Consider the following 26,574-nt stretch of genomic DNA (forward strand, 5'->3'; position numbering starts at 1 on the left):
CTCAGAATTGAGACGAGTGTTAGCCGAATCGAGTAACGTATGACTCGCCAGCCCAACACCCTCTCATTTTCGTTCTCTAGTGGTAACACTGTTTAGCTTCATAGAGGTCTGCGCCTTACCTACAGGGCAGTCCTGGGTCTTTCTGCGTTAATCAGCGTCTAACAAACATCTGTGCAAATCTGTGCTCATCTGTGTGCATCTGTGGCCGTTACTCAAATTTTTCGTTAATCAGCGTCTAAAAATCAATTCAAAAACCCGGTCCATGTCCAGGCTGGCAGCCACGATATCGGCCCATCGCTGGTATTCCCGTTCCTTCGCCGACCGGTAGTCTAAACTACCGCAACTTATCTCCTGCCACCCGCGGCTGCGCCGGACATGGTTAACGATCTCAGCGGCTATGACCGGGTCATCGAAAAGACCATGCACGTAGCTCCCCAGCACCCGGCCATCAGTACTGAAAGTCCCGTCTTCGTAGAGAGAGCCATCGTTTTTGACACAGCACAATAGCGGCCTCGCTTCCGGGCCCAAATGACTCACCCCCATGTGAATTTCGTAGCCCCGGAAATGCCGCCGGGCTAGTTTTTTCGTCCACGGACAGCCGGAAGGCAAGAAATGGCCCTGCACCTGAGCCGTTGTCTTCTGCGGTGCAAAAACGGTCACAATGTCTAAAAGTCCTAATCCTTTTATCTTCTCTTGCCGGCTCTCCGTATGGTGAGGATCGTGTATCTCTTTGCCCAGCATCTGGTAACCGCCGCACACCCCTATAATGAAACCGCCTTCACAGTAATGCCTCATGATAGCCTCTACAAACCCGGCGTTTTCAAGGTAAGTCAGGTCACCGATGGTATTCTTACTCCCGGGCAGGATCACGATATCGGCGTTTTCCAGCTGGGAAGGATGATTGGCATAAACCACAGAGGTATCAGGGAGGTGAGCAAAAACATCGAAGTCGGTGAAATTGGAAATATGAGGCAAGCGGATGACGGCCACCACCGTGTTTTGCCCTGTCTCGTCCGTTCTGAAAACCGGTATAGCCGTACGGTTGTCCAAGAGTTCTATCGCTCCGTCCTCTTCATCTAGAGCAAGCTTAACGTGCGGTATCACTCCTAGGCAGGGGATGCCCATCATCCGTTCCAGATCCTTTATCCCCGGTTCGAGTATAGGTAATGATCCCCTGAATTTGTTGATAACCCAACCCTTGACCCGTTTCCGGTCTTCCTCAGGGAGCAGCGAAACTGTACCAAAAATTGATGCAAAAACCCCACCTTTTTCGATATCCCCTACCAGGACTACCGGGGCGTCTACCATCCGAGCCATACCCATGTTAACCACATCCCGGTGATAGAGGTTTATCTCGGCAGGGCTGCCGGCCCCCTCCAAAACTATGACATCGTACTGGGCTGCCAGTTCTTGATAGGCTCGTCTCACCGTTTCTACTAGTTCTGGAACCACTTTATAATACTCTTCGGCCCCTAGCTGCCGGTAAACTTTCCCCAAAACTATTACCTGGCTACTCATGTCCCCGGTAGGTTTAATCAATATTGGGTTCATCAAAACCGAGGGTTCAATCCCGCTGGCTTCGGCCTGCACGACCTGAGCCCGACCCATTTCTCCCCCTTCAGCGGTGATATAGGAGTTCAGGGACATGTTCTGAGCTTTGAATGGAGCCACTTTGTAACCGGCGCTCTTAATTATCCGGCACAAACCGGCAACGATAAGGCTCTTGCCCACGGAAGAGCCGGTTCCCTGTACCATTATGTTCTTGGCCAATATCGAGTACACCCTCCCTCAGCCGTCTTGATCACGCAGTTCTCTCTCTGTTCTACCCCTTAGAAAGCTCAATACTAAAAGGTTGCCTTTACAAAACTGACCATAGCCAGCTCTACTGATCGGAAATCCTACCCCTTGGCGGTATTATGATGTCTTCAAACTCTATTCCCAAGGCCCTCAAACATTTAGGGCATATCTGACTGTACCCTACGCTCAAGGCCATATCTAGGCACTCCAAACATATCGGTGTCCAGCACAGCTTGCACTGTTCACAAGTTTCTTCTCCCGGATGGTACCTGCAATCCACTCCCATCACCCCGCACTCCAAAGAAATTAAAGGATTGAACAGAGTATCTAAGAAAGAACAAGCAACGCTAAACGGCAGGTGTTCGTTCCCGGCGTCACTGATATAATGATAGCCTGCTTTAGTCGGAGTAACAAGCCAAAATTAGGACCAATCGCTTGCGCCCGCACCTTTACAAAACTACGCCTTGGTTGGGCATGCACAGACAGCACCCTAATTTTAGAAGGATATCGGCTATAGCCTGGAGAATACCATCTGGGGGCTTCCTTAACCAAATAGCCGAAAAACCCGAAGGAGGTGACTATATGGGAAATTGGTTTACAGGGCTTCCTTAACTAAATAGCTGGAAAACCGAAAAAGATAGAGGTTTATCCAGCGTGCTATTCTAACTCTTTTCAGTGGGGGAGGTAAGACCAATGGATTTTGCATTGTCGCTTGATCAAAAGACCTTGATGAAAGATATTGAGGAGTTTTCCCGCCGTTATCTTGCCCCTATTGCTGCAGAGTGCGACGAGAAGCAGGAGTTCATACCGGCGCCGATATGGCGAAAAATGGCTTCGCTCGGCTATTGCGGTCTCCCAATCCCTACCGAATATGGAGGTGCCGGATTAGGGGCCCTCGACACTTATATGTGCCTGGAAGCAGCGGGACGCGGTGGAGCTGCTGCCGGCCATTTGTTATCCTGGGCAGTCAGTATGGTTCTCGGTTCGGTAGCCCTTATGAAATTCGGTACCGAAGAACAAAAGAAGCGCTACCTGCCTCGGATTGCCAACGGCGACCTTATATGCGCCTTCTGCCTAACCGAACCGGATGCCGGGTCGGATGCCGGCAGTATCAGAACCCAAGCCGTCCGCCGCGGTGATTATTACATCGTAAATGGCACCAAGTCATTTGTCACCAACGGGCCGATTGCTGACCTGTGCCTGGTTTTCGTCTCTACCAATCCTGACCTGGGGCCCCGCGGTATCAGCGTTTTCTTAGTGGAAAGTTCCTTCCCTGGATTTTTCCGAGGTAAGAAACTCAATAAGCTCGGAGTCCGCAGTTCCCCTACCTCAGAGCTCATCTTCAGCGACTGCGAAATTCCCGTAGAGAACCGGCTTGGGGCCGAGGGTGAAGGGTTTAAGATTATAGCCCACCAGATCCTTGAATGGGAAAGAGCCAACTTTTCGTTCTTTCTTGGAGTGATGGAATACAACCTCCAAACTTGTATCAGGTATGCCAAAGAAAGAATACAGTTCAAGCGACCAATCGCGGAATTTCAGGCTATCCAGCACATGCTGGCTGAAATGAAGGTAGAACTGGACGCAGCCAGGCTTATGTGCTACCGAGTAGCATGGATGATAGATCAGGGTATGGTCCCGGCCCCAACCGAGGCTTCATCGGCCAAATATTTCCTGGCCCGGGCTCTGAAGAAAAACGCCGATTATGCCGTGCAGATTCACGGCGCCAATGGAATGATGAAAGAGTATCCGCTTGAGCGTTCGCTCAGGGATTATAAAATTCTCGAGATCGGCGGGGGCACCACGCAAATCCAGCTGGACATCATCGCTAGGAATTTGTTGGGCGGGGGTGTAAGTCGATGAAATGGATTGTATGTATCAAGCAAGTTCCGAACACATCTGATATCCGAATAGACCGTCAAACCAACAACCTTCTGCGCGAAGGTGTTCCGGCTATCATGAACCCTTATGATCTTCATGCCCTGGAAACCGCTCTTGACCTGCAGGAAAAGTTTGGAGGAAGAGTAGTCGCCATTTCTATGGGGCCGCCGTCAGCAGAAGAGTGCCTGCGTGACGCCCTGGCGATGGGAGCTGACGAGGGCATTCTCCTCTCTGACCCCGCCTTTCGGGGATCAGACACTTTAGCAACCTCCTATACACTAGCCGCGGCTATCAGACAATTGCAGCCTTTTGCGTTAGTTATCTGCGGTAAACAAGCAGTAGACGGTGATACTGCTCAAGTAGGTCCTGAACTGGCGGAATGGTTGGGCATTCCTCAGTTGACGAGCGTCGATCGTGTCATCTTGGAAGGCAACGAGATACGTGCGTGGCGGGAACAAGAAGGCGGTCATCTCGAAGTGCATGCTTCCCTACCTGCCTTGGTCACTGTGACCAAGAACATAAACGAACCCAGGCTGCCGACCATAAAGGGAAGGATGGCTGCAAATCGAGCACACGTTACGGTCTGGACTAAGAATGACATAATGGTTTACCAGGAACGCGTTGGGCTGGCCGGATCTCCTACGCAAGTGCGGAAGGTTTTTTATCCTGACCATTCCCGGCGAGGGCAAATCCGCCAAGGAGGTCCGCAGGATCTAAGCGACTGGCTGGTTAGTATCTTGACCCAACAAGGCATGTCGTAAATATTATCCCAGTTACAGGCGATACTCTATTTTCAGCCCCAGCCCGTGTGAACTCCCGGCCTGCGTCAACGCCCGGCTTGGAGAATCTGGGTTTAGAAACTATGGAGATAGAAGGTGAGTAACTTGATTACCATAGACGAGACTTTGTGCATAGGTTGTGGCATTTGTGTCGAAACCTGTCCTTTTGACTCCATTACCTTGGTGAATAACGTGCCAGTGGTCTCGGATACCTGTAACCTTTGTGGGTCCTGCTCTCACGAATGCCCAGTTGGAGCAATTGTGATTACGCGTCCCGAAATGAAGGCGGGAGTAGCCTCTGAGGCTAGAGACGTGTGGGTCTGGCTTGAGATTTCGGATAAGCAGATTAAACCGGTGAGCCTTGAGTTGCTAGGGATCGCCAGAGAACTAGCCGACACCCGCAAAGAGAGAGTGGCCGGCATCTTAATCGGCGATGAACTTGAGGGTTTGGCTGAGATGGCTATCGCCCATGGAGCCGACAAGGTGTGGAGGATTTCCTCTCAAGAGCTGAAGTATTACGAAACCGGATTATATGCAGCCGCAGTGGATGAATTGGCCAAGCGTTATCATCCCTCAGTTATACTGTTCGGTGCCACGTATAACGGTCGGGACCTGGCTCCCCGGGTAGCTGCCAGGCTGCGAACCGGCTTAACCGCCGACTGTACCGGCCTTGCTATAGAACCTTCCACCGGCCATCTCCTGCAAACCCGGCCCGCTTTCGGTGGAAACATTATGGCCACGATCCTTACCCCTAACCACAGGCCTCAGCTGGCCACGGTCCGCCCAGGCGTTATCAAGAAGCCTCCTGCCGATTATTCACGGGCGGGAGAAATTATAGACTGGCCGTGTCCAGAGCCGCGGTTTCGCTTGTCGAATATCTTAGGTTTTATCCCTTCGAACAAGCCTGATGTAAGACTCGAGGAAGCCGACATCATCGTAGCCGGGGGACGCGGTGTTGGCGGATCCAAGGGTCTGAAGCTCCTGGAACAACTGGCCCGGGTTTTAGGCGGGCAACTTGCGGTTTCCCGGGGCCCGGTGGATGAAGGGTGGATATCGTCCGAATACCAAGTAGGACAAACCGGTAAAATCGTAGCCCCTAGGCTGTACATAGCCTGCGGTATTTCGGGCACCGTACAACACCTGGTAGGCATACAGTCTGCAAGTACCATCGTTGCCATCAATAAGGATGCGAGGGCTCCCATCTTCAAGGTTGCTGATTACGGGCTTGTCGGTGACCTGTTTGAAATAGTGCCTCGTTTGATCAACAAGCTCTCCAATCCTGAGGTTTGAGCGCGGACCTTCTTTGGAGGGATAAGAATAATTCTATTATATATAGTTTTTTGTACCAGAGTTGTGAGAAGTAGGTTATAATGGTCTCACAAATCTTACCCTTGAGGTCTGGCCATGAGCAAAATGGTTAATCCTCGTCATATTGAGGCGCTGATCCCTCTTTTGAATCGCAGCCCGTACTTTCAGTTGTTGTCCATGAGGGTGTGTGCCCTAGGCAAAGGCTTTTGCCGTCTTGAAGTAGACCTGGAAAGAAAACACTTTAATCCCTTCGGCAGCGTGCACGGTGGGCTTTACGCTTCGCTCATCGACACCGCTGCCTACTGGGCCGTTTACTGTGATTTGCCGGAAGAAATAGGTATTACTAGCCTCGATGTTACCGTAGATTTTGTCGCGCCGGCCCAGAAAGGAAGACTAGTAGTTGAAGGGAAAAGTATCCGCTGTGGTAAGACGGTATGCCTAGCTTTGGCCTCAGTAAACGATCAAGATGGCAAGTTAATAGCTCGAGGTAACTCGAAAATGATCGTGCTTGCCGGAAGATCAATTTCGGCCGACGTAGTTTCTTTTTTAGAGTCTGATCCCTTGCCTCCTAAGTTCTTGTCATAACTAGCAAAGACAGCACAAAAAAGAGCTGTACCCGAGGACAGCTCTATTCTAAGGTTCATCAGCTCGTTGCTGCTCTTACAGCAGCGAATCCACCTTTTCCACTTTTAAGATGACTTCTTTGTCTTCCGAGTACCCTTTCCCACTGAAACGGTAACCCTTTTTGCCGACTACTGCTACTGCTTGCATGATTCCGGTTTCGGCTAGGTTCTGTCTAGTCTTTACCATCTTGTAAACACCGAAAACCAAGGTGTCGTCGCCCCTAATCTCTTTTACTTTACCTGCCACGATCAGGTGGGGTTGTCCATCCTTGGAGACCGTGGTGATCGGAATGAAAGGCGACTGGGTAACAACATCTTTGATTTCTTGAGTCAACAACCCGTTTCACCTCCCTCGCCAGAATATTAATATGTCTAATAATTTTAATTATAGTATAAACAATTGTCCTCCTGCAAAAATTATTAAGTTATCATCGGTGATCCAGGTTGGTTGTAAGCCGACAATTGAAACAGACCTCATAGTGATTGACTCGAACTGTCTTGAGAGATGCTGCTGCCCCGGGCATTTAACCGTATCTCCGTCTATCCAAAACTCGAGCAGGATTTTCGGTTGCCGTCGCGAAATAGGTCACACGGGAGTATTGTTTAATCATCAAGCGAGGGAGGGATGAGGGTGGCCGAATATCGGGTAAAGAAGCAGAAGGTTTTAACGGAGGACCTGTACTGTGAGAACTGCGGGGAGTGGGTTTACTGCCCGGACATGAACATGACCTCGGTAGATGCCCAGGGTAAAGAAGTGGTTACGGTAGGCGAAGGTTGTCTCCACCAAGACGATAAAGGCGAATACATCGAATGCCCGGGCTGCAACGCCCGCTACTACATCGAGGACTGACCTGCCCTTTACAGCGTGACGGGGAGCCGCTTTCCTGTCACGCTGTGCTCATTTCCAAGCCTTATCTCAGTTTCCCACCAACGCCCCCGTAGAAGCCCTGAAATCATGGATCCCGGGAAACCTATCACACAGGAACGGAGAAAAACCCCTTTTTGACATCATCGCCAAAACCATCATTCGGACTTTTGCGCGGCATGAAAAACTTCCTGAATATTATTGCTGATGCCGGGCAAAACAAGGCTAGAAGAGGTGGTTAAACTGAGCATTATGCGCTGCAAGCAGATAGATTTCCGGAAACAAAACGACCCTGCTTACCGTAATCTCTCCAAAAGCCTGGGGGTTCTGGATCTGACCGCTCTGGGAATAGGGGCTACAATCGGAACCGGGATATTTGTCCTGACCGGAATCGCTGCTGCCCGCTACGCTGGCCCGGCCGTGGTCTTGTCCTTTGTAACTTCCGGTTTTGCGGCTGCCCTAGCAGCACTGGTGTATGCGGAGATGGCAGCCGCCGTACCCTCAGCCGGCAGTGCCTATACGTACGCCTACGTTACATTGGGCGAGTTTCTAGCATGGATGGTAGGTTGGAGTCTTGTCTTGGGATACGGAGTAGCTGCCGGAGCAGTCGCTTCGGGCTGGTCTGCTTACCTCGCCAGCCTCCTCGCCGCCGCCCGGATTTACCTGCCAGCCGGGATTATGTCTTCGCCAGCCCAGGGAGGCATTATCAATCTTCCTGCAATCCTGCTCCCTCTCTTCATGACCTATTTCTTGATACGCGGGGCTCGGCAAGGTGCTGTCTTCAATAGAGTTGTAGTTATGATTAAATTAAGCGTAGTGCTAGTTTTCCTAGCAGTAGGCGCGTCTCGAATCAACCCGTCTAACTGGCAGCCTTTTTTCCCCCTAGGCGTACTGGGTGCCATCAAGGGTGCTGCCGTTGTCTTTTTTGCCTATATAGGGTTCGATGCCGTGGCTACCGCAGCCGAAGAAGTCAAGGACCCGCAGCGTAACCTTCCTGTAGGGATCATCGCTTCGCTTGGTATATCCACCATACTATACATCTTAGTGGCCCTTGTGCTGACCGGTCTCGTCAGCTACAAGTACCTTGACACAGCTGCTCCTATCGCGCAGGCCCTGCTTGCGGCAGGGATCCGCTGGGGCTCACTCCTGGTTTCCCTAGGCGCCCTGGCCGGCCTTGCGAGCGTCCTCTTTGCCACCATATTCGCGCAGAGCCGTATATTGTTCGCCATGGCACGGGATGGCCTACTGCCGTCATGGCTGGCTGCCGTACACCCTGTTTACCAAAGTCCCTACCGCATAACCATCGGGGTCGGACTCTTCGTCTCCCTAGTAGGCGGCTTCCTCCCCATAGCCACTATAGCCGAAATGGCCAACATCGGAATACTCAGTGCCTTTTTCATTACCTCTCTGGCGGTTCTAGCCCTGGAAAAGAAGATCTCTCCTGAAAAGCTGCCATTCCACACTCCGTTTAGTCCATATCTTCCCGTTCTTTCAGCCCTTGTGTCCGCATACTTGGCCTTCAATCTTTCACGCCTGACCTGGATAAGGTTCACGGTGTGGCTTGCATTACAAATCGTTATCTACTTTGGGTATGGCTATAAATACAGCCTATTAAACCAAACCAATGAATTGTCATCCGCGCGCACACAAATCCGTCCGGTCTTTAAACGCCGGCCCTGAGATATTTCGCGTAATTATAATTGTGCTCTCTTCGTGAAGCAAGACCGTTGTCCCCGTTATCTCTATACCTGCTTTCTTCAGCCCGTGTATTAAAGAGTTAAACGCAAATACGAATACACTGTCGGATTTCAATCCCCTTTTAGCATCCTTGCGCTAGATCAGCTGAAGGTTTCAAGGACACTAACTGCTCGACATGCTAGTCGGAGATTCTCTTCACCTAATCTTCCGCCTACCTGTCCATCAAAACGAATCGTTTGCCAAACAACCTGGCTAAAACTACGCTGAACATCGCACATCCGTGGATATCCGCTATTCTCGACCACAAGTTCATAAAAGCCGTTTTCGCTCGTAATTTCCAACGTGTATCTCGGCTTCATACTACTGTCCGTACCGTCACCTGATGCGACAAGAGCTACCTGTGAGATCCGGTGGTTATCAAGGTAAGTAGCTCCTACTAGTTCAATCTCACCGAGACACAAACATTCCTCCTGCTTTTCCGCTATTGTCTGCGGCACGATCCTTAAAACTATCCATCATCATGTGATCGGCAACCCGAACTTCGCACCCCAGCAACGAAAACAGCTTGTAAACAGACAAGGCTTTGAATGGACTGTTGACCATTATCACCTGGGGACGCCTCTTAAGTCCCCGGATGGTTTCAACCACGAATCCCGCAATATCTGCTTCCTCGCGGTAAACTAATTCAAAATCCAGCCCTAACCCGGTCTCGTGATCGCAAATAGCTAACATCAACGGCCGTACCGGAACGTGATGCTTGCGTTCCCGCACTGGCATGGGGCTGTAGAACCAGTCAAGCTCCCATATTCTCTGACGGCGGGACACCTCGTCTCTAACCTTTCTAATCAGGATCTCGTCTGCGGGTACTACTTCAACCCGGTGCCGCATCTCCGGCAAGGGCATCCATCGTAGCTTCTTCTCCATCTCCTCCAAGCTATAGCCGGCCGCACACCACGGTATCGTATCCTGCTCTATCCTATTGTTCCACTGGCGGCGGTGCTTTTTGCAATGCAGGGCAAATTGGATGCTTTGTTCCAAAACGACGGTTGCCAAGCGCATCTCATCGGCAGTCAGTTTCCACGTATAATAGCCTGGGCTGTAACTGCGGAAAACCGGCCAGGCTTCCCTGCCCCGGAAGCTGTAGCCCAGTTCCCTGTGAGTCTTTCGTTCTTCGGGCAAAAGCTCTTCCCGGTCGCCCAAGCTAAGTAAAAGGCTGGGCCCATACTCGTCAAACGCACTCAAAGGGCCCATCTCCTCTACTGCACGCTGCCGCAGGTAATACTGAATACCGTCATCTCCAGGGTATATGGCCAATCCGTATACAACTCCCGCGTTGCCGAGAACGCACGCATAAGTGAGTTCTTCTTCGCCGGGAACCTGCACTGCAAAAAGGTCTATGTCACTCATCCACTGCCACGGACTAAGCTCGACAAACCTGAGAAAAGCCTTAACCAACCCGTCCATTATCTCCCGATTAATCCTTTCATCAAGCCTGGTCCTGCTGGTTCCTGTCAGTTTCTGCCGCTTTTCCCCCTGTTCTTTTGGAAGGTCGTCGAACTGCTTTTCTAATTTCTTCATCCAAAGAGTTTCATCCGGGTCAAAGGTATCCACAAGCTCCCGTGCTGGATTGCCCGCTCCTTGTTTTTCTTCTTCCTGCTTCAAGCAGCAGTTCTTGTACTTCTTCACAAACACAGCCGCCTTAATCTAATGGCCGAGTTTTCGTCCGGCTACAAACAATTCAGGCCGGTCTTCAAACACCGGCCCTGAAATATTTCTTGTAGTTATAATCGCAGTCAACGCCTTCCACCACCAAAATCGAGGTGCCTTTTTACTGTTGTCGATGTAATAGTAATCCGCGCCTCTTCTGAGGCGGGAGTCACCCCAAGGCTAATTGGGGCAGTGATCCTTGAAATCAGCACCAATTGGGCACACGGCCGACGGTACTTGTAGACCATTGATTACCTCGAATGGTGACAAGCCCACCCATTGCCATTCCTGACACCAGGTATCTTAACACCTGACCACCCACCATTTTGATCGGTTAAGTCGTGTTAGATTGGCGGGTCGGCTGAAACCGGGAACCGCTTAGATCGCGCTCTCCCCCATCTCTCCGGTGCGAATTCTAATTACATCCACTACCGGCGTGATGAAGATCTTTCCATCACCGGGCTCTCCGGTTCTGGCTGCTTTGATTACAGTCTCTTTAACCCTTTCCAGATCGTTTTCCCTGATTAAAACCTCTATCTTTCTCTTGGGAAGAAAGGGAATCGTGTAAGCACGCCCACGGAATTGCTCCTGCAACCCCTTTTGCTGACCCCGCCCCTCGATTGAGGCAATCGAGAGCCCTGGGTAACCAACTTCGCCGAGTGCTTCAATGACTTCCTCAAGTTTTTCTTCTCGGACGATGATTTCTAACTTAAACAAGAAAAGCCCTCCTTTCTCCCATATTTAATTTCAAACCCTTACGATGCATTTATCAGGGTCGTGCGCCGGTGTTGAAACTCCGGATAGGCAGGAGTCCCATGCTCCAGGACATCCAGACCAGCCAATTCCTCCTCAGGAGATACCCTGATGCCGAAGATCATATCCATCACTTTGAACAGTATATAACCTAATCCGAAAGCCCATACCACCACAACCACTACACCGATGAGCTGGGCGATTAGTTGGCCGAAACCTCCGCCGTAGAAGAGTCCGGTAACGAAGGGCTTTTCGATTGAATAAACACCGTAAGTGCCGTCTGCAAATAATCCGACGCTTAAGAGACCCCATATCCCGTTGAAACCATGAACGCTCACCGCGCCCACAGGATCGTCGACCCCCCGGGATTCCAAAAAGTATACTCCTCCCACAACAATAAGCCCTGCAATCACTCCGATAACCACGGCTGCCCAGGCCTCTACCCAGGCTGCAGGCGCCGTAATGGCTACAAGACCGCCCAGGGTACCGTTCAAGGCCATGCCCAGGTCCCACTTCCGGGTTTTAATGTAAACGGTAATGAGTGCCGTCAGGGCACCTGCCGCCGCTGCAAGGTTCGTGTTTACGGCCACAACAGCGATCCTGAGGTGGTGCGCGCTGAAAGTGCTGCCCGGGTTAAACCCGAACCAACCAAACCACAGAATGAAGGTACCCAGCGCGGCGAGCGCCATATTATGTCCAATAACGGGGCGCGGTTTGCCGTCACGCCCGTACTTGCCGAACCGCGGCCCGAGTACCATGGCACCAGCCAGGCCAACCATACCGCCAATGGTATGGACCACACCAGAGCCTGCAAAGTCCAAATGCCCCAATCCCAAAGGCAGCTTAGAAAGCCAACCGCCGCCCCATACCCAGTGGGCATAGATGGGGTAAATAATCAGACTGACAAAAAAGGTGTAGATCAAGTAAGCAGGGAACTTAAGCCGCTCGGCAACCGCTCCGGAAACGATCGTTGCAGCCGTACCACAGAACACAAGCTGCCAGAAGAAATCCAGGTAAATTCCCACATCATAGGAATCCCCATGCAAAAACCAGTTCCCCATTCCTATAAATCCAGCCACGTCCGTCCCCTTGAGGAATCCGTAACCCACAGCGAACAACACAAGAGAAGCCACGACAAAGTCTATCAGGTTCTTACTGAGCAGGTTCGTAGCGTTCTTCGCCCGGCAGAACCCAGTTTCCACCATCGCAAATCCCGCCTGCATAAAGAAGACTAGAAATCCGGAGACAAGCACCCACACGTAGTCTACGGGGGCTTCCGGGTTTTCCTTTAAGGTTTCCGCTCCGGTGGGATCGGCCGCCAGGGCAATCGAGGCAAAGCCGAAAAGGAGCAGTCCCACAAGAAGGATATTCAAGATTAACAGAAAGGTTCGCGCCTTTTTCATCTTTTTACCCCCTTCAAGACAAATTGCACCGTGTATTAATTGACAGAGTATCCAGCCCCCCCTTCTTCCGATATTCTTTATGATGCCCGCTAATTCCAAATCCCCCCTTTCAGGGCCAAGGTTTTTCCCAAGCAAACCCCAGCTAGAAACATCATCGTTCCCTGACAGAGCATCGCTAACCTCGCTGTTTATGCCGCGATGCTAAAAAGTGAAAAACCCCTGTTTTAGGAACCTCTGCGTTCCTAAACAGGGGCATCACTGCCTGGCCGGTTCCGCTGCTGTGCGGACTCCGGTGCAAATGTTTGGCCAAGGCCGACGGTGGAAATGCAAAATCCCCGAATTTTTCGGGGACTTCCTCATCCCAATTGCCGGCTGCCTCGCCGTATCGAATAATTTATATAAAATAATACTCGATTATCTCAGAAATACAACCCTTTTTTACAAGTATACACGTATACTTTAGAGAACTTCGATAAATCAGTTCGTGGGTCTGGTACCACGCAAGACTTCTTCGACGTTATTGAGTAAAAGCTCCTGGAAGGGCCGTATCTTTTCCCATCGCAGCCTAGTTTCCTGGAGAATTCTGTCCCCTGCTCCCGGACCACCGAAATCGGCAAGCTCGTCGGCATTAAACTTTACCCACTCCTCGATCATTTCTGGGGATATTTCCGGGTGGAATTGAAGCCCCCATGCGTAACCGCCGTAAGCATGCGCCCCGTAGACGAATGCCTGATTAAAGCACGAATCACCGGTGGCAAGCAAAAACGCACCTTTGGGTAAAGCAAACGTATCGCCGTGCCACTGAAAAACCAACAACTCGGGCGGCATGCCAGTGAATAGCGGCACCAGCCGGCCTGCCGAAGTCAAGCGAACCTTGTACCAGCCGATCTCCTTGACCGGGTTCGGCTCCACTTTTGCTCCCAGCGCCCGGGCAATCAGCTGGCCACCCAGGCAGATTCCCAGGGCGGGTAGGCGTAGTGCTACCGCTTCCCGTATCAACTCCTGCACCCGGAGAAGATAAGGATAACTCTCTTCCTCGTAAGCTCCCATCGGCCCCCCAAGAATCACGAAGGCATCATGGTTCCCCACGCTTTCCGGCAGATTTGCCCCAGGCTGGTCCATGCACCTGATGTCAAGACCCCAGCCCTTTCCAACAAGTACATCCTGAAGCAAACCCGGCCCTTCGCAGGCCACATGCTGCACTACTAATGCTTGCACAGGACATCCTCCTTTCTTTCTGCCCAACTCACGTTATCCGGGCCCTCCAAGGGCCGCAGAATTTTATCCGCCAGCTGCTCTTCACAGCAGCAATGGGTTACAAGGATAAAAGGGATCTGCCATGCGCGATGCAGCTCCCGCAGTTCCTGCCGCATTTTTTCTCGCAAGCACCTGTCCAGGGCCGCCAGCGGTTCATCCAGCAACAGGATCGAAGGTCTGGTCATCAGCGCCCTGGCCAGTGCCACCCTCTGCCTTTCACCGCCTGACAACTGAATGGGGTAGCGGTCCATCAGGTGGACGATCCCCATCCGTTCCAAAACCGCAGGAAGCCGTTCGTCTCTTCCCGTACGGCGGGTTCTTTTTACGCCATACAGGATATTATCCTTTACCGTCATATGTTCAAAAAGAGCATAATCCTGAAAAATATACCCGATTCCGCGCTCGGAAGGAGGAAGATTGATCCTCGCATCGGATGAATATAAAATCTTGTCGTTCAGGAGGATTCTGCCTTCCTCCGGTTTTTGCAGCCCGCACAGGCATTCCAGGATGGTGGTCTTGCCGGAGCCGGAAGGGCCTGCCAAAACCAGGATCTCTTCCTCAACGGCGAAGCTAACGTTTAACGTAAAGACAGGCAACCTTTTACGGAAACAGGCAGTCAACATGCTTCATCCCATCTTTCTTTCCGTATAACACCAGAATTTCCTTTTCGACCAGATTTTCAACCAAAGAATCGCGCCAAGCGAAATCAGGACGGTGGCTGCTACCAGGGGAACGGCAACACGGTAATTCCCCGATTCCACCGCGAAGTAGATGGCCATGGGAACGGTTTGAGTCTTACCCGGAATATTCCCGGCCACCATCAGAGTTGCGCCGAATTCCCCGTAGGCACGGGTGAACGCTAGTACCAAACCTGACAGGATACCAGGCCACGCCTGTGGCAATGTAATCGTAAAGAAAACCCTGAGCTCCCCTGCTCCCAGTGTTCGTGCAGCCTGTTCCTGCCTGGCATCAACTTTTTCAAAAGCTGCTCGGGCGCTCTGGTACATCAGGGGGAAGGCCACGATCACGGCAGCTATCACCGCTGCACCCCACGTGAAAAGCACCTGTGCTCCGAATAGAAAACGGGTAAGCACTCCCAAAGGACCGTGTTTGCCAAAAAGAACCAAAAGACCGAACCCTGTAACCGTCGGAGGCAACACCATCGGGAGAAGGAGCAGTGACTCGATTACTTCCTTTCCAAAAAAGTTTTGTGTTAGCAGCAGACGAGCCAGGAACACGCCCCCCACAAAAACACACGCCGTAGCGACGAGGACTATTTTTAAAGATAGGAGGATTGGAATCAAGACATCTTCAACCATCATGTTCTTAACCCCTTGGGCAACAGTTACGAAAATCTCACTGTTGAACAGATATGGGGGAAAAGCCGTACTTGGCAAAGACGCTCGCAGCCTCCGCCCCTGTCAGGTAGTGAACAAAATCCGAGGCGGCTTTTTGATTACGGCTATTGTTCAGAATAGCAATTGAATAAACAATTTCTTGGTGCAAATCCTTGCCGGCAATAGCGGCCACTCTCACCTTCCTTGAAGAATAAGCGTCAGAAAGGTACACGAGCCCGGCATCAGCACTGCCGGTTTCAACGTAATGCAGAACCTGGCGAACATCTTTGGCTAAGACCAGCTTGTGTTTCAGCTCATCCCACAGATTCAAACTGTCCAACGTCTGCTTGGCGTATTTACCCGCAGGCACAACTCCAGGATCGCCTATAGCGATTTTCTCGACTCCCGCCTTCAACAAGTCCCTGAAGTTCTCAACTATCTTGACGTCTTTTGGGGTGATGAGCACCAGTTCGTTAGTAAGAAAGTCTTTCCGCGAGGAAGGGTCAACAAGCCCTTTCCCTTCCAGATCTTTCATCCGCTCCTGGTCGGCTGTTATGAGCACGTCAACGGGCGCTCCCTCTTCAACCTGATGTTGTAAAACCCCCGACGCACCGAAGTTCAAGTTGATCACGACATTTTTGGCCGGATAACCTTTTTTGGTTTCCTCCAATGCATCCTTCAAGCTCATAGGTGCCGATACCGTAATCTCTTCTTTCCCCTGTCCGCATCCCGCCGTTGTGAAAAGAAGGACCAAGACTAACGCATGCCAGGCTTTAATTCTCACCATCAAGTATTCACCCTTTCCCTGCTGACCGCCATATCCCCCCACCAAGCATCAGGACACCGGGAAGGGACAATACCCAGGTGCTACCCGATCTCCCAACTCACAACAGCATACCCACCGCGTCGGACCTGCACTGGCGACAGTGATCTATTTGTCCGATAAAGCGAGCTAGATTCCGCCGGGTAAGCCGGACCTGTTCTCTGTCGGGATGCGGCAGTCCCGCGAACTCGCCCTGGGGGATAAGCGGCATCACGTTCATGATTTGTGCTCCTGCTGCCTTTACCGACTTGGCCACCTCCACCAAGTGGTAGTCGTTAATCCCGGGAATGTACACCGTGTTTATCTTCACAACCATACCCACCTCCACCGCCATTCTTATCCCCGCCCGTTGCGCCTCCATAAACAGATCGACGCCCGAACCGCCGCGGTAGATCTCGCCATGGTAGCAAATATCGCCGTAAATAAAAGACGCAACTGTCCGGTTAACCGCGTTTACAGTCACGGTAACCGCTTTTACCCCCACAGCCTTGAGCAGGGGCAGGCACTCCTCCAACAAAAGGCCGTTGGTGCTGACACACTTGATTAAATGAGGAAATCGCTCGTGTACCAGATCCAACGTTTCAAATGTCTCAGGATTAGCCAGGGGATCACCGGGGCCGGCTATCCCTACCACCCGGAGGCGAGGGTCGCGCTCAACCGCTTCCGTGACCAGTTGCAGTGCCTCGCCGGGACCAATAATCCGGCTGGTTACACCGGGACGGTTTTCGTTGGCGCAGTCGTAGACCCTGGTGCAGTAGCGGCACCTGATGTTGCATTCCGGCGCCACCGGCAGGTGGATGCGACCGAACCACTTGGCTGCCGCTTTATTCAAACACGGGTGTTCGTGAACAATATCTTGCTCAATATCGCTGTACATACTCATCCCTCCGCTGTTTGCAAAGTACGGTAATATCTTTCACACCGCGCCAGCCGCCATACGGGAGCGCCAACCAGACCCGCCGCCTCCCGCGCCAGGTTCACAAACCCCCGGAACCCGGCGAAGGAACTCATCTCCTGAGGAAAAACCAGAAAGGGAACTCCTAGTTTCGTGGCAAGGTACTTCTCCTTTGTGCCCCCCACGAACAGGTGGGGCCTGTGTTTCCTGATGAACTCTTCCAGTTCCTTTTCTGGGGGATCGTCGATCAGAACCGTACCCGCCCGCACCCTGGCCCCGGCATCCCCGTAATCTTCCAGGCAACCGAACTGGGACCCGATCATGACCACCTCCATCCCCAGTTCGGCGAAGGCCCTGGCCATCGTTCCTATCCGGGAAGCTCCGAAAAACAGGGCCACCCGTTTGCCGGCCAGTTTCTTCAAAAAGGGAGCCGCGTTCCCAACTTCCCGGCGCCCTTGCTCCACGATCTCCTCCACCCCGGCCGATCCGAAAAACTTTCCGATGGAGCGCAGGGCAGATGCAGTCTCCTCAAAACCGAAAAAGGAAACCTTCAACTGCGGCGTGCCGAACCTTTCCTGCATGGCATCGGCAGTCTCTGCCCGGTGCGACGGCAGTGAACTATGTTGAGCCTGGCGCGGTGGGCATCGGCCATAGCCGTCGTCGCCGCCCTGCCGGAGAAGGCGCAGAGGATTCTCAGACCCAACTGCTGCAGCAGCCTCTCGATTTCCCCCAGGTCCCCCATCACATCAAACTCGCCCAGGAGATTCACACCGTTGGCAACCGGTTCCTGGGCCTTCCCGGTACCGATGAAATGCTCCAGCAGCACCCCGGCGGCGATATCGTGCCCTGCCGCCTGGCTGTAACCGCAGAAACCGGGGGAGTTCACCGGCACAACAGGGCGGCCGACAGCCAGGGCGGCACGCTTGCAGATGCCTTCCAGGTCATCTCCGATCAGCCCGGCGGAGCATGTGGCATAGACCAGCACCGCCCTTGCACCGGGATCGGCTGTAACGGCATCCAGCACCGCCCGGTAGAGCTTCTCCCCTGCCCCGAATACGATGTCGCGCTCCTCCAGCTGGGTGGAAAACACCCGGTAGCTCTTCCGGCGCACGATGCTCCCGAAATAGGCGCAACCTGCCGGGCCGTGCACCAGGTGAATGACATCAGGGATGGCTGCCAGCATCCAGCGTGCCCCGTAGAAGGCACAGGCACGCTCCGACACCAGCCCCGGCACGGTGGGCCTGCCGCATTCCGGAAGAACCGCCGTACCATCACCTTTGGTCACCACGTGCCTCCGCCGTTCCGGTAAAAGCTTCTCTGCGCCCAGCACTTTCTTCACCTCGCTCTTACATCACTAAAGCTGCTGCGTCCGGTCGTCAGGATAGCGGTAGTCCAGGAGTTCGTTAACTATTTCGTAAAGCAGCAGTTCCGACCCACGGTACCCCACTACCGGCTTCTTCTGGTAACCGAACCGGTCGTAGATCGGGAAGCCAACCCGCACCAGGGGAACTTCCAGTTCCCTGGAAATATCAACCCCCTTTGAATGGCCGAGTATCAAGTCGATCCGCGGGAGGGTTTTTAAATACTCTTCGAACTCAAACAGGTCACCGCCGTTGAATACCCTGGGCTCTGCCAGGAACAGCTCCCGGTATTCACTAAATATTGACTCCATCTCGCTTTCAAAGGTTTTGCTCGGGGTTCCCGACGACACCGCAACGGGCGTCATGCCCAGTTCACAGGCAAACCTGGTCATCCCAATGACCACATCGGGGTCGCCGAAGATGGCGACACGCTTCATCATGGTGTGGTGCAGGGTATCGGCCATGGCATCCACCAGGCGCCCGCGCTCGTCTCGCAGCGACGCCGGTATCTCACGCCCCGTAATCCGGCTCAAGTTTTGAAGAAAGGCATCAGTGGCGGCTACCCCGATCGGCACAGGCCCGATAAAAGCGGGTATACCGAATTTTCGCTCCAGGTAGTGCGCCCCGCTTCCCCCGGCATGGGGCTGCAGGGCAAAGGTCGCCCGGGCATTGGCCATCTGCCTGATCTCGGACACAGGGGTGCCCCCAGGCGGGTAATAGGGGATCTCCTGCGGAGGGTTCAGGGGGGCGTCCAGGGTATCGGAGATGTCGAACAGTACCGTCCCTTCCACGTTCATTTCCTCAAGCAGGTGCCTGATCTCCCGGATGTCACCCGGGTACAACATCCCCGGAATGATGTTCACCCGTTCCGAGGGCACGTCCCTGGTGGTTGCCAGTGATTCCAAAAAAGCTCTGGACGCCCGGTCGTACCCCTCCACGTGGGAACCGGCGAAGCTCGGGGTGTTGATCAGGACGATGGCGATCTCTTCCATCTTTTTTTCCCCGATCTCCCTGCTAAGCCGCGCCCTGGCCTCTTTCAAAAAGCTCACCATGTCATCCCCCATAATCTCGCTGGAGCAGGTGGTCACAACCCCGATGACCTCAGGCCAGTAGCGTACCACCAGGTTGCGGATCCCCTCGATCACATTCTTACGCCCCCCAAAAACCGCGGCGTCCTCGTGGAAGGAGGCGGTGGCAATGGTGGCAGGCTCTTTGAAGATCCGGCAAAAGGTGTAGCGGGCGTAGGTGGTGCAGCCCTGGGCCCCCTGAACAAAGGGGATTGCCCGGTGTACCCCGAGCACCGCCCACATGGCCCCGATCGGCATGCAGATACGGTTCGGGTTTACAACCACCGACCGGTTTGATGCCGGTACCAGTTCCGGATCGCGCGGGACGTACTCGGGGGTGGCGGGAATCTTCTCGACACACAGCCTGTCGTACGGAATGCCGTCTACCGGTATTTCTCTCAACCTCATTCTGTTTCAACCTCCTCTTCCACCTCCGGCAGGCCGCCCTGGAAGCGCCACACCGGTGCGTAAATACCCTGGTAGATGTCCCGGGCAAAGTTCACCATACCGGCAAACCCCGCGTAGGGCCCCTTTTCGTAGGAGTGGGAGTTTACCGTGGGAATCCCCATCTTGCGGGCCAGGTATTTCTCCTTAAGCCCGGTCAAGAAAAGGTCGGGCTTGAGGGTCACCAGCATCTCCTCGATCTCGAACTCGTTCGGGGCATCAATGACCAAGATCCCCCCCTTGTGCCGGGCGTTGATCTTTTCGTAGTCATCCTCGTGGGCAAAGGTGCAGGCACCGGCCACAACCTCCATGCCCAGCTCCTCCAACAGCTTAATCCAGTGCCAGACCCGCGGGCCGCCTACATAGACGGCGATCCTCTTGCCGGCCAGTCTGGCCCTGTAAAAGGCCAGAGCCTTTTCCACCCGGGCCTTCTCCTCGGCAATGACCTGCTCCGCTTTTTCCTCAAGGCCAAAGAAAGCCGCCACCTCACGCAGGGCCTCACTGGTCTGTTCAATGCCGAAAAGAGAAACCCGTATAAACGGGGTATTATACCCGTCTTTAATCATCTGAGCGATGTACTCAGCAGAGCGCTGGCAGTGAACAACGTTGAGCTTTACGTCCAGCATCTTGATCAGGTTCTCAATACGCTCATTCCCCGAGAACACTGCAGCAACGCGCACACCGATCTTTTCAAAGAGGGGACGGATGGTCTGCAGATCCCAGTCCATGTTGTACTCACCGATCAGGCAGATGTCGTAGGGCGTTTTTTCCTCTTCCCGCATCTTCAGCTCCGGGCGGCGTTCCCGCAGGGCGTTAATCTGGCGGTAAAACTGGATATTAAAGTCGTGGTGGCCCTTGGACTGGCTCACCCCGGAACACCCGGGAGACTCGGCGGTGAACACCGGCTTTCCGACCTCCTTTTCTACCTGTCTGGCCACCCCCTGGACGTCGTCACCGATGAGGCCGGTGGTACAGGTGGTAAAGATGATCATGCCCCGCGCTTCCGGAAAGAGCCGGAATGCTTCCAGGCAGGAGGCCTTAAGCTTCTTGATCCCGCCGAACACCACGTCCCGTTCCTGCATATCGGTAACAACACAGTAACGGCGGTTGAAGGCGACATTGGTAAGCCGGGTCTGCGTCGCCCAGGCATGGAGATCGGACAGGTTGCGCCGCGACCCCCAGGTGAACCAGGCGCACCCCACCGGAGCGTGCACCATGCAAATGACGTCCTTGATCGGCCCTCCGATAACGCCCCGCGAGCCTGCAAAGGCACAGCCTCGTTCGGTCATATCCCCTGGAATGGTCTTGATGTTACAGGCGGGAATTACCGGGTTTTCCGGATCGTGTATGTAAATGTGCTTTCCTCGTTCTGGGATCTTCTCATCACACTTCATGTTGACAAGAGGCATAGTCCTTCCTCCTTCACGAAATCGCTTCTGACGACCTTTCCTGCGTCCGGATCCGGACGGCATCATCCACGGGACAGACGAAGATGCGGCCATCACCTATTGCACCCGTCCGGTTCACTTTGATAATGGCAGCGACAACCAGGGGGACGTCCTCATCCTCTACAACCAGGGAGATCAACCTCTTTGGGACAAATTTCATACCCCCATCCTGCTTCATTAGCTCCGGTTGGATCTCAAAGGATACCTCTCCGGCAAGCCCCTTCTGTTTTCCACGCCCCAGCACTCTCCAGGCGGTCAGGGCCGGAAAACCCAGGGCGGCCAGCACTTCCTTTGTTCTGGTCATCTGCTTCGGACGGATAACCGCCATTATTTCTTTCATTGAACCTCACCTCCAAACCCTTATAGCCCTTTACTTCCCGTCCTGATGGTGTAGGCTTCGTCCACGGGACTGACAAATATCTTTCCATCACCGATATTTCCCGTAAACGCCGCCTGCGTGATGATCTGCATAACCTTCTCCACATTTTCGTCCTCCGTAACCATCAGAATCATTACCTTGGGGAGTTCGTCGTAGTAAACGCTGCCGACGTGAATCCCTTTTTGTTTTCCCCGGCCGACGACGTCCATCTTAGTCAGGGCCACAAACCCCGCCTCAGCAAGGGCGTCGACCACATCCTCGGCCTTTTCCGGCCGTACGATAGCGCGTATCATTTTCATAGCTATTCCCTCCTAATCCAAAAGTCCGTATTTCACGACAAGGGCTTCCATCTCGTCCATCGTCATAGGCTTCGGGATAACGAACATCTTGTTCTCGATAATTTTCCGGGCGAGTTCCTTGTACTCCCTGGCCTGGTTACAGTCAGGGTCGAACTCCGTCACCGTCTGCCGACTAAATTCCGCCTTCTGCACGATGTTGTCCCGGGGAACAAAATGAATCAACTGGGTTCCGATTCTCTTGCAGAATTCCTCCATTAATTCCCTCTCGCCGTCAACATTGCGGCTGTTGCAGATGATTCCGCCGAGGCGTACCCCGCTCTGTTCGGCATACTTCACCATACCGCGGCAGATGTTGTTTGCCGCATAAAGGGCCATCATTTCGCCCGATGCAACGATGTATATCTCTTCTGCCTTTCCTTCCCGGACCGGCATGGCGAAGCCACCGCAGACCACATCCCCCAGCACATCAAAGAAGATAAAATCCAGATCGGGCGTGTAGGCACCGAGTTCTTCCATCAGGTTGATGGCGGTGATCACACCCCTTCCGGCGCAACCCACACCGGGCTCCGGCCCCCCGGACTCCACGCACCTGATGCCGCAGAAACCGGTTTTAACCACCTTTTCCAGGGTAACTGCATCCTCACCGAGTTCCCGCAGGGTATCCATTACGGTCTCCTGCGGCTTCCCTCCCAGCACCATGCGGGTACAGTCGGCTTTAGGATCACAGCCGTGAATCAAAACCTTCTTCCCGTAGAAGTAGGTCAGTGCGGCTGCCGTGTTCTGCTGGGTGGTGGACTTGCCGATGCCACCCTTGCCGTAAATCGCAATCTTTCTGGTCATCCAACACCATCTCCCTTTCCGACAAGAAATTTGTAATCTTCGCTCCATTGGAAGGTCTTTGAGGAAACACAAAGCCCCCGTTTATCGGAACTACCTCGTTCCTCAAACAGGGGCATCGCTGCGTACCGGTCACGCTTCGGCACGTTTCCCGGCCTATATTGTTTCGCTCTGGCAGAAGTACACGAAACGTAAAGTCCCCGCTCACATTGAGGGGGACTTCTTCATCCCGTTTAGGCTGCTTCGCCGTAACATCTGCCGAATGTCTTTGCGGTTGTATTATGATTTCATTTTATTCACTACTCATCCAAAAGACAATATCTCCTTGACAAGTATACGTGTATACATTAGGTCCGTTAGCGAAGCAAGCCCAAAGCCACCGTCGGCCGAACGCACCTTATAAGTAAATACTGTCTTACAAAACCGCCGCACTAAGCCTCCACTAAGCCTCGGGGTGAGGGCCCAGTTCCAACACTCCTTTTTTCAGTCTCTTGACCTGGCGGTTTGACAGGCCAAGGATGCGGGCGGCCTGGTTAATGGCCTGGTTAATAGTCATTATAATAAGGTGACAATATCACAGATCGATAACAAGCCACCGTTATTACCGCTTGACTCTAAATGAAGATTTCTGCTAAAGTTGAATCGAAGTTAGAGAAGGCAAAGGTGCCCCTGTTGGGCCCACGACGGGCCACACAGGGGTTTGTTTTTTTGGAGTGCAGAGAAAAAGGAGTTGGTACTATGCAGCACCCCGTTTACCCTTTATCCCACGTTTTGCCAGCTGCATCCCCCGGCTGCGTGTGGGTCAGCGGTATCTCATCTTGGGAAGCAGCCTTTCCGTGGCAGGTAATCACGATAGTTTTGACCATAATTGTCATTTCAGCACTATTGCCCCGGCTTACATCGTATCTTGCGCGGTTGGAACGCCGTCGTTTGGCAAGACTTCCCGAGCCTTATCAGGGGAACGTGTTAGGCGAAACCGAGACCTCCGCCGTGTCTTCCGGGTGGTGTTCGGACCCAGAAGCAGAGGAACTTAAGAGCAAACTTGCAGTATTGGCTGGCGACTACCAAGTCACGGCCAGCCAGATCCTGTCCTCTGTTGACCAAATGAAACTAGTTACCGAAACCGCTTCTCAAGCCATCACGGCCTTCGATTATGTTCAACGTGCTGCTGACGTGATCGGCGCATTGGGCGAAAAACTAACTCAGCAGGTTGAAGAAACCACTAGTTCCACGCGACGAGCCCGCGAGGCCTTGGTGCAGACTCTCGCGCTTACAGAACGTGTCTGTCTTGACACCGATAATACTTACCGAGAGATGTCATCTCTTGAAGAGGCTGTAAGAAAAGTCGACGGTATTCTAACCAGTATCGGAGAAATATCGCACCAAACCCGACTTCTAGCGTTGAACGCCTCCATCGAAGCCGCGCGGGCTGGACAACACGGCAGAGGTTTCGCAGTAGTCGCCGATGAGGTAAAAAAGCTGTCTGCTCAGACCGAAAAGGCAGTGGGGGAAACTGGCAGAATTCTCACAGACGTCAAGAACAAAGTGAAACAAATGGAGCAATCTGTTCAGACCGGGCAGCGTGGTGTAAATCTCGCCGTTCAGGCGATCGATGGAATAAGAACAGAGCTCCATGGTCTCGAGCAACAGGTTGAGATTATGAGCCAAAGCGTTTGGACAGCACACCGCGAGATCCGAGAATACTTCGGCCGCTTAGAAGCCGCGGGACAACAGATAAAACGCAGCTTTGCCAGCATCCAGGCAGTTGCGGAAATGTTGACTAATGTGGCTCAAATAGTGCAAGCAAATGCCGGGAGTTTTACTCTGGTGAAGCCCAAGTCACTTTCGATGGAGGAATCTGGTTATAACGGTGATGAGGAGGTTCACAAGGTGCTCGAGTCTTTACTTGTACTCGCTCGCGAACCAAGATTAAAGGAGCTTAAGCCTGAGCTTCATGGTCCGGTTCTCCGCAGATGGATGGCCGAGAGACCCGAAGTAGAAGCGGTTTATTCCAATCGGAGAGACGGCACCTTTATATTTTCAGAACCACCGGCTGCACTGGCCAACGCAAGAATACGTCCATGGTGGCAAAAGGCTATAGCGGGCGAAAACTATGTTTCAGCTGAATATATTTCTGCCATTACTCGCCTTCCGTGCCGAACCGTTTCCGTACCCTTAAGAGACAACACAGGCGAAATCGTAGGTACCCTGGCAGCAGACATGGTCGTTGGCAGAACCACCTGATGGGCGCTTAAGACAAAGTTCGCAGGTTAAGGGCGAAAGGACGAGAACCAGTATCTACCCATCTCGGTTCTGGCTTGAGTCTGTACCAAAGAAGGGATGCTTATATGAGTCACCGATTGGGAATGGACGACGTTTTTCCCTTCTTTCAACCTGTACTCGCGGCGGATACGTGCGATGTATGGGGATACGAGGTATTGGGACGGGTGTCAACTCCGCACGGTCCGAAAAGCCTGGGCCCGTTTTTCCACGACCCAACAGTACCGGCAACGGTGAAACTTGAGGTCGACCGTCTCATCCGAGAAAAAGCTCTGAAGATACTGATGCAGGCAGGCCCAACGCGGTTTACGCTTCTTCTAAACATTCAACCGCAGTGGCTCTTACCTTTCCTTGACAACCGAGAACGGTTTCTTACCCTGCAACACATCGAGTCCTTTAGAATTGATCCCGAAAAGATAGTCATCGAAATAAGTGAGACCGAATTCAGCGGAGATATGGAGCAACTTGCCCTATTGGTGGACAAATATCGGCAAGCGGGGTGTAGAATTGCAGTCGATGACGTGGGTTCTAGATTAAGCAACTTCGACCGCATAGCCGCGTTAAAGCCCGACATCCTTAAGGTGGATACCCGCCTAGCCCTGGCGTCTGGTTATGACCAAACTGCCCAAAACGTTCTCGATATCCTGGGTTTCTTCGCTGCAAAAGAAGGCATAGACGTAGTAATGGAGGGAGTTGAAACGGCTGAGGTCCTCCGAACAGGACTCAAGGCCGGGTTTCGTTATTATCAGGGCTTCTTGCTCGGGTCTCCTGGTCCTCGTCCCAGCATTTGTCCCAACATTCGCACGCTTATGCGTCGTGAACTGGAGCAGTTCGCAGACCAAGAAATCGCACAACGTAAGAGTCAATTTGCTGTGATCGAGCGGCTTGAAACGGTTGCCAGGATGTACAGTCTATCCACAACCCCTTCGGAGCTGGAATCCATACTTATTGATGCCGTTTATGATCTTCCCGTGAACTGCTATCGCGTGTATGTTTGCGATCGTACAGGATACCAGATAACGCCAAACTTCACCCGCGACGACCGGGGAGAATGGAAGGTCGATACAAGCTATCGTCGACGCAACTGGGCATGGCGTCCGTATTTCTATCCAACCGTTACTCTGTGCAGGTACTTCGGCCGTGGAGTCGTCTCTGATCAGTACCTTGACCTGGAATCAAGACGTGCTACGCAAACCGCATGTTTTCCTCTGAAAAATGATTTGTTCTTGTTTGTTGACGTTGACGTCACCTGTCACTAGAATCTGGCAACGGGTAAAGACGAGAATGTACAACTACCTGCGCAATGTCAGTGCTACCGATCTATGGCTACAAACAC

The 26,574-nt window shown here is 52.9% G+C and carries 24 protein-coding genes and 1 pseudogene; 8 read left to right on the forward strand and 17 right to left on the reverse strand.

Annotated features, from left to right (window positions below; all coding sequences use genetic code 11):
• Positions 1-228: 228 nt before the first annotated feature.
• Both HPY90_RS04715 and HPY90_RS04720 read right to left on the reverse strand, forming a co-directional pair.
• Positions 229-1,755: a cobyric acid synthase gene (locus HPY90_RS04715; protein WP_287191947.1), complete on the reverse strand. Its 1,527-nt coding sequence runs from the start codon at positions 1,753-1,755 to the stop codon at positions 229-231.
• 127 nt (positions 1,756-1,882) lie between these two features.
• Positions 1,883-2,083: a hypothetical protein gene (locus tag HPY90_RS04720; RefSeq protein WP_287191809.1), complete on the reverse strand. Its 201-nt coding sequence runs from the start codon at positions 2,081-2,083 to the stop codon at positions 1,883-1,885.
• A gap of 407 nt (positions 2,084-2,490) precedes the next feature.
• On the opposite strand from HPY90_RS04720, the gene HPY90_RS04725 reads away from it, so the two are divergent.
• The 4 genes from HPY90_RS04725 (at position 2,491) to HPY90_RS04740 (ending at position 6,347) form a co-directional block, all read left to right on the forward strand.
• Positions 2,491-3,657 carry an acyl-CoA dehydrogenase family protein gene (locus HPY90_RS04725; protein ID WP_287191812.1) on the forward strand — a complete coding sequence of 389 codons (1,167 nt, stop codon included), beginning with the start codon at positions 2,491-2,493 and terminating at the stop codon, positions 3,655-3,657.
• Entirely contained in the window at positions 3,654-4,436 is a 783-nt protein-coding gene (locus HPY90_RS04730; RefSeq protein ID WP_287191815.1) for an electron transfer flavoprotein subunit beta/FixA family protein, read from the forward strand. The genes HPY90_RS04725 and HPY90_RS04730 overlap by 4 nt, the downstream gene beginning before the upstream one ends.
• A 114-nt stretch (positions 4,437-4,550) precedes the next feature.
• The gene (locus tag HPY90_RS04735; protein WP_287191818.1) at positions 4,551-5,744 is read left to right on the forward strand and encodes an electron transfer flavoprotein subunit alpha; all 1,194 of its coding nucleotides are present in this window, start codon (positions 4,551-4,553) and stop codon (positions 5,742-5,744) included.
• A 114-nt stretch (positions 5,745-5,858) separates the two neighbouring features.
• On the forward strand, positions 5,859-6,347 hold the full coding sequence (locus HPY90_RS04740) for a PaaI family thioesterase (RefSeq protein ID WP_287191819.1): 489 nt from the start codon (positions 5,859-5,861) through the stop codon (positions 6,345-6,347).
• 75 nt (positions 6,348-6,422) lie between these two features.
• Here HPY90_RS04740 and HPY90_RS04745 read toward each other — a convergent pair whose 3' ends face one another.
• Positions 6,423-6,722, reverse strand: a complete 300-nt coding sequence (locus HPY90_RS04745; RefSeq protein WP_013176260.1) for a pyridoxamine 5'-phosphate oxidase family protein — start codon at positions 6,720-6,722, stop codon at positions 6,423-6,425.
• Between the two features lie 288 nt (positions 6,723-7,010).
• Between HPY90_RS04745 and HPY90_RS04750 the strand changes: the two genes are divergently transcribed.
• Both HPY90_RS04750 and HPY90_RS04755 read left to right on the forward strand, forming a co-directional pair.
• Complete coding sequence (locus HPY90_RS04750) at positions 7,011-7,235, forward strand: hypothetical protein (RefSeq protein ID WP_287191825.1); 225 nt, start codon at positions 7,011-7,013, stop codon at positions 7,233-7,235.
• Positions 7,236-7,502: 267 nt separating this feature from the next.
• A complete protein-coding gene (locus tag HPY90_RS04755; RefSeq protein WP_287191828.1) occupies positions 7,503-8,930 on the forward strand; it encodes an amino acid permease in 1,428 nt (475 codons plus the stop codon).
• A gap of 465 nt (positions 8,931-9,395) precedes the next feature.
• Here HPY90_RS04755 and HPY90_RS04760 read toward each other — a convergent pair whose 3' ends face one another.
• The 14 genes and pseudogenes from HPY90_RS04760 to nifH form a co-directional block, all read right to left on the reverse strand.
• A complete protein-coding gene (locus HPY90_RS04760; protein ID WP_287191831.1) occupies positions 9,396-10,634 on the reverse strand; it encodes a DUF7309 domain-containing protein in 1,239 nt (412 codons plus the stop codon).
• Positions 10,635-11,033: 399 nt separating this feature from the next.
• Positions 11,034-11,372, reverse strand: a complete 339-nt coding sequence (locus tag HPY90_RS04765; RefSeq protein ID WP_287191833.1) for a P-II family nitrogen regulator — start codon at positions 11,370-11,372, stop codon at positions 11,034-11,036.
• A 38-nt stretch (positions 11,373-11,410) separates the two neighbouring features.
• Complete coding sequence (locus HPY90_RS04770; RefSeq protein ID WP_287191836.1) at positions 11,411-12,811, reverse strand: ammonium transporter; 1,401 nt, start codon at positions 12,809-12,811, stop codon at positions 11,411-11,413.
• A gap of 477 nt (positions 12,812-13,288) precedes the next feature.
• Positions 13,289-14,029, reverse strand: coding sequence for a type 1 glutamine amidotransferase (locus HPY90_RS04775; protein WP_287191839.1), 741 nt, complete (start codon positions 14,027-14,029; stop codon positions 13,289-13,291).
• On the reverse strand, positions 14,017-14,691 hold the full coding sequence (locus tag HPY90_RS04780; protein ID WP_287191842.1) for an ATP-binding cassette domain-containing protein: 675 nt from the start codon (positions 14,689-14,691) through the stop codon (positions 14,017-14,019). The genes HPY90_RS04775 and HPY90_RS04780 overlap by 13 nt, the downstream gene beginning before the upstream one ends.
• Before the next feature lie 3 nt (positions 14,692-14,694).
• On the reverse strand, positions 14,695-15,390 hold the full coding sequence (modB, locus tag HPY90_RS04785) for a molybdate ABC transporter permease subunit (protein WP_287191844.1): 696 nt from the start codon (positions 15,388-15,390) through the stop codon (positions 14,695-14,697).
• 34 nt (positions 15,391-15,424) lie between these two features.
• The gene (modA, locus tag HPY90_RS04790; protein ID WP_287191846.1) at positions 15,425-16,192 is read right to left on the reverse strand and encodes a molybdate ABC transporter substrate-binding protein; all 768 of its coding nucleotides are present in this window, start codon (positions 16,190-16,192) and stop codon (positions 15,425-15,427) included.
• A 97-nt stretch (positions 16,193-16,289) separates the two neighbouring features.
• Positions 16,290-17,105 carry a radical SAM protein gene (locus tag HPY90_RS04795; protein WP_287191849.1) on the reverse strand — a complete coding sequence of 272 codons (816 nt, stop codon included), beginning with the start codon at positions 17,103-17,105 and terminating at the stop codon, positions 16,290-16,292.
• Between the two features lie 2 nt (positions 17,106-17,107).
• Positions 17,108-18,306: pseudogene (locus HPY90_RS16095) on the reverse strand (nitrogenase component 1).
• 171 nt (positions 18,307-18,477) lie between these two features.
• Complete coding sequence (locus HPY90_RS04810; RefSeq protein ID WP_287191857.1) at positions 18,478-19,959, reverse strand: nitrogenase component 1; 1,482 nt, start codon at positions 19,957-19,959, stop codon at positions 18,478-18,480.
• On the reverse strand, positions 19,956-21,404 hold the full coding sequence (locus HPY90_RS04815; protein ID WP_287191859.1) for a nitrogenase component I subunit alpha: 1,449 nt from the start codon (positions 21,402-21,404) through the stop codon (positions 19,956-19,958). Before HPY90_RS04815 ends, HPY90_RS04810 begins: the two co-directional genes overlap by 4 nt.
• 13 nt (positions 21,405-21,417) lie before the next feature.
• Positions 21,418-21,783: a P-II family nitrogen regulator gene (locus HPY90_RS04820; RefSeq protein WP_287191861.1), complete on the reverse strand. Its 366-nt coding sequence runs from the start codon at positions 21,781-21,783 to the stop codon at positions 21,418-21,420.
• A gap of 20 nt (positions 21,784-21,803) precedes the next feature.
• Positions 21,804-22,121 (reverse strand): P-II family nitrogen regulator, encoded by a 318-nt coding sequence (locus HPY90_RS04825; protein WP_287191864.1) that lies wholly within the window; start codon positions 22,119-22,121, stop codon positions 21,804-21,806.
• Between the two features lie 12 nt (positions 22,122-22,133).
• Positions 22,134-22,961, reverse strand: a complete 828-nt coding sequence (gene nifH / locus HPY90_RS04830) for a nitrogenase iron protein (protein ID WP_287191867.1) — start codon at positions 22,959-22,961, stop codon at positions 22,134-22,136.
• A gap of 705 nt (positions 22,962-23,666) precedes the next feature.
• Here nifH and HPY90_RS04835 point away from each other — a divergent pair.
• Together HPY90_RS04835 and HPY90_RS04840 are read left to right on the forward strand one after the other, a co-directional pair.
• Positions 23,667-25,202 carry a methyl-accepting chemotaxis protein gene (locus HPY90_RS04835; protein ID WP_287191869.1) on the forward strand — a complete coding sequence of 512 codons (1,536 nt, stop codon included), beginning with the start codon at positions 23,667-23,669 and terminating at the stop codon, positions 25,200-25,202.
• A gap of 104 nt (positions 25,203-25,306) precedes the next feature.
• Positions 25,307-26,497 carry an EAL domain-containing protein gene (locus HPY90_RS04840; protein WP_287191871.1) on the forward strand — a complete coding sequence of 397 codons (1,191 nt, stop codon included), beginning with the start codon at positions 25,307-25,309 and terminating at the stop codon, positions 26,495-26,497.
• Positions 26,498-26,574 lie beyond the last annotated feature (77 nt).

It is taken from the genome of Syntrophothermus sp. (assembly GCF_013314835.1).
GTDB lineage: Bacteria > Bacillota > Syntrophomonadia > Syntrophomonadales > Syntrophothermaceae > Syntrophothermus > Syntrophothermus lipocalidus.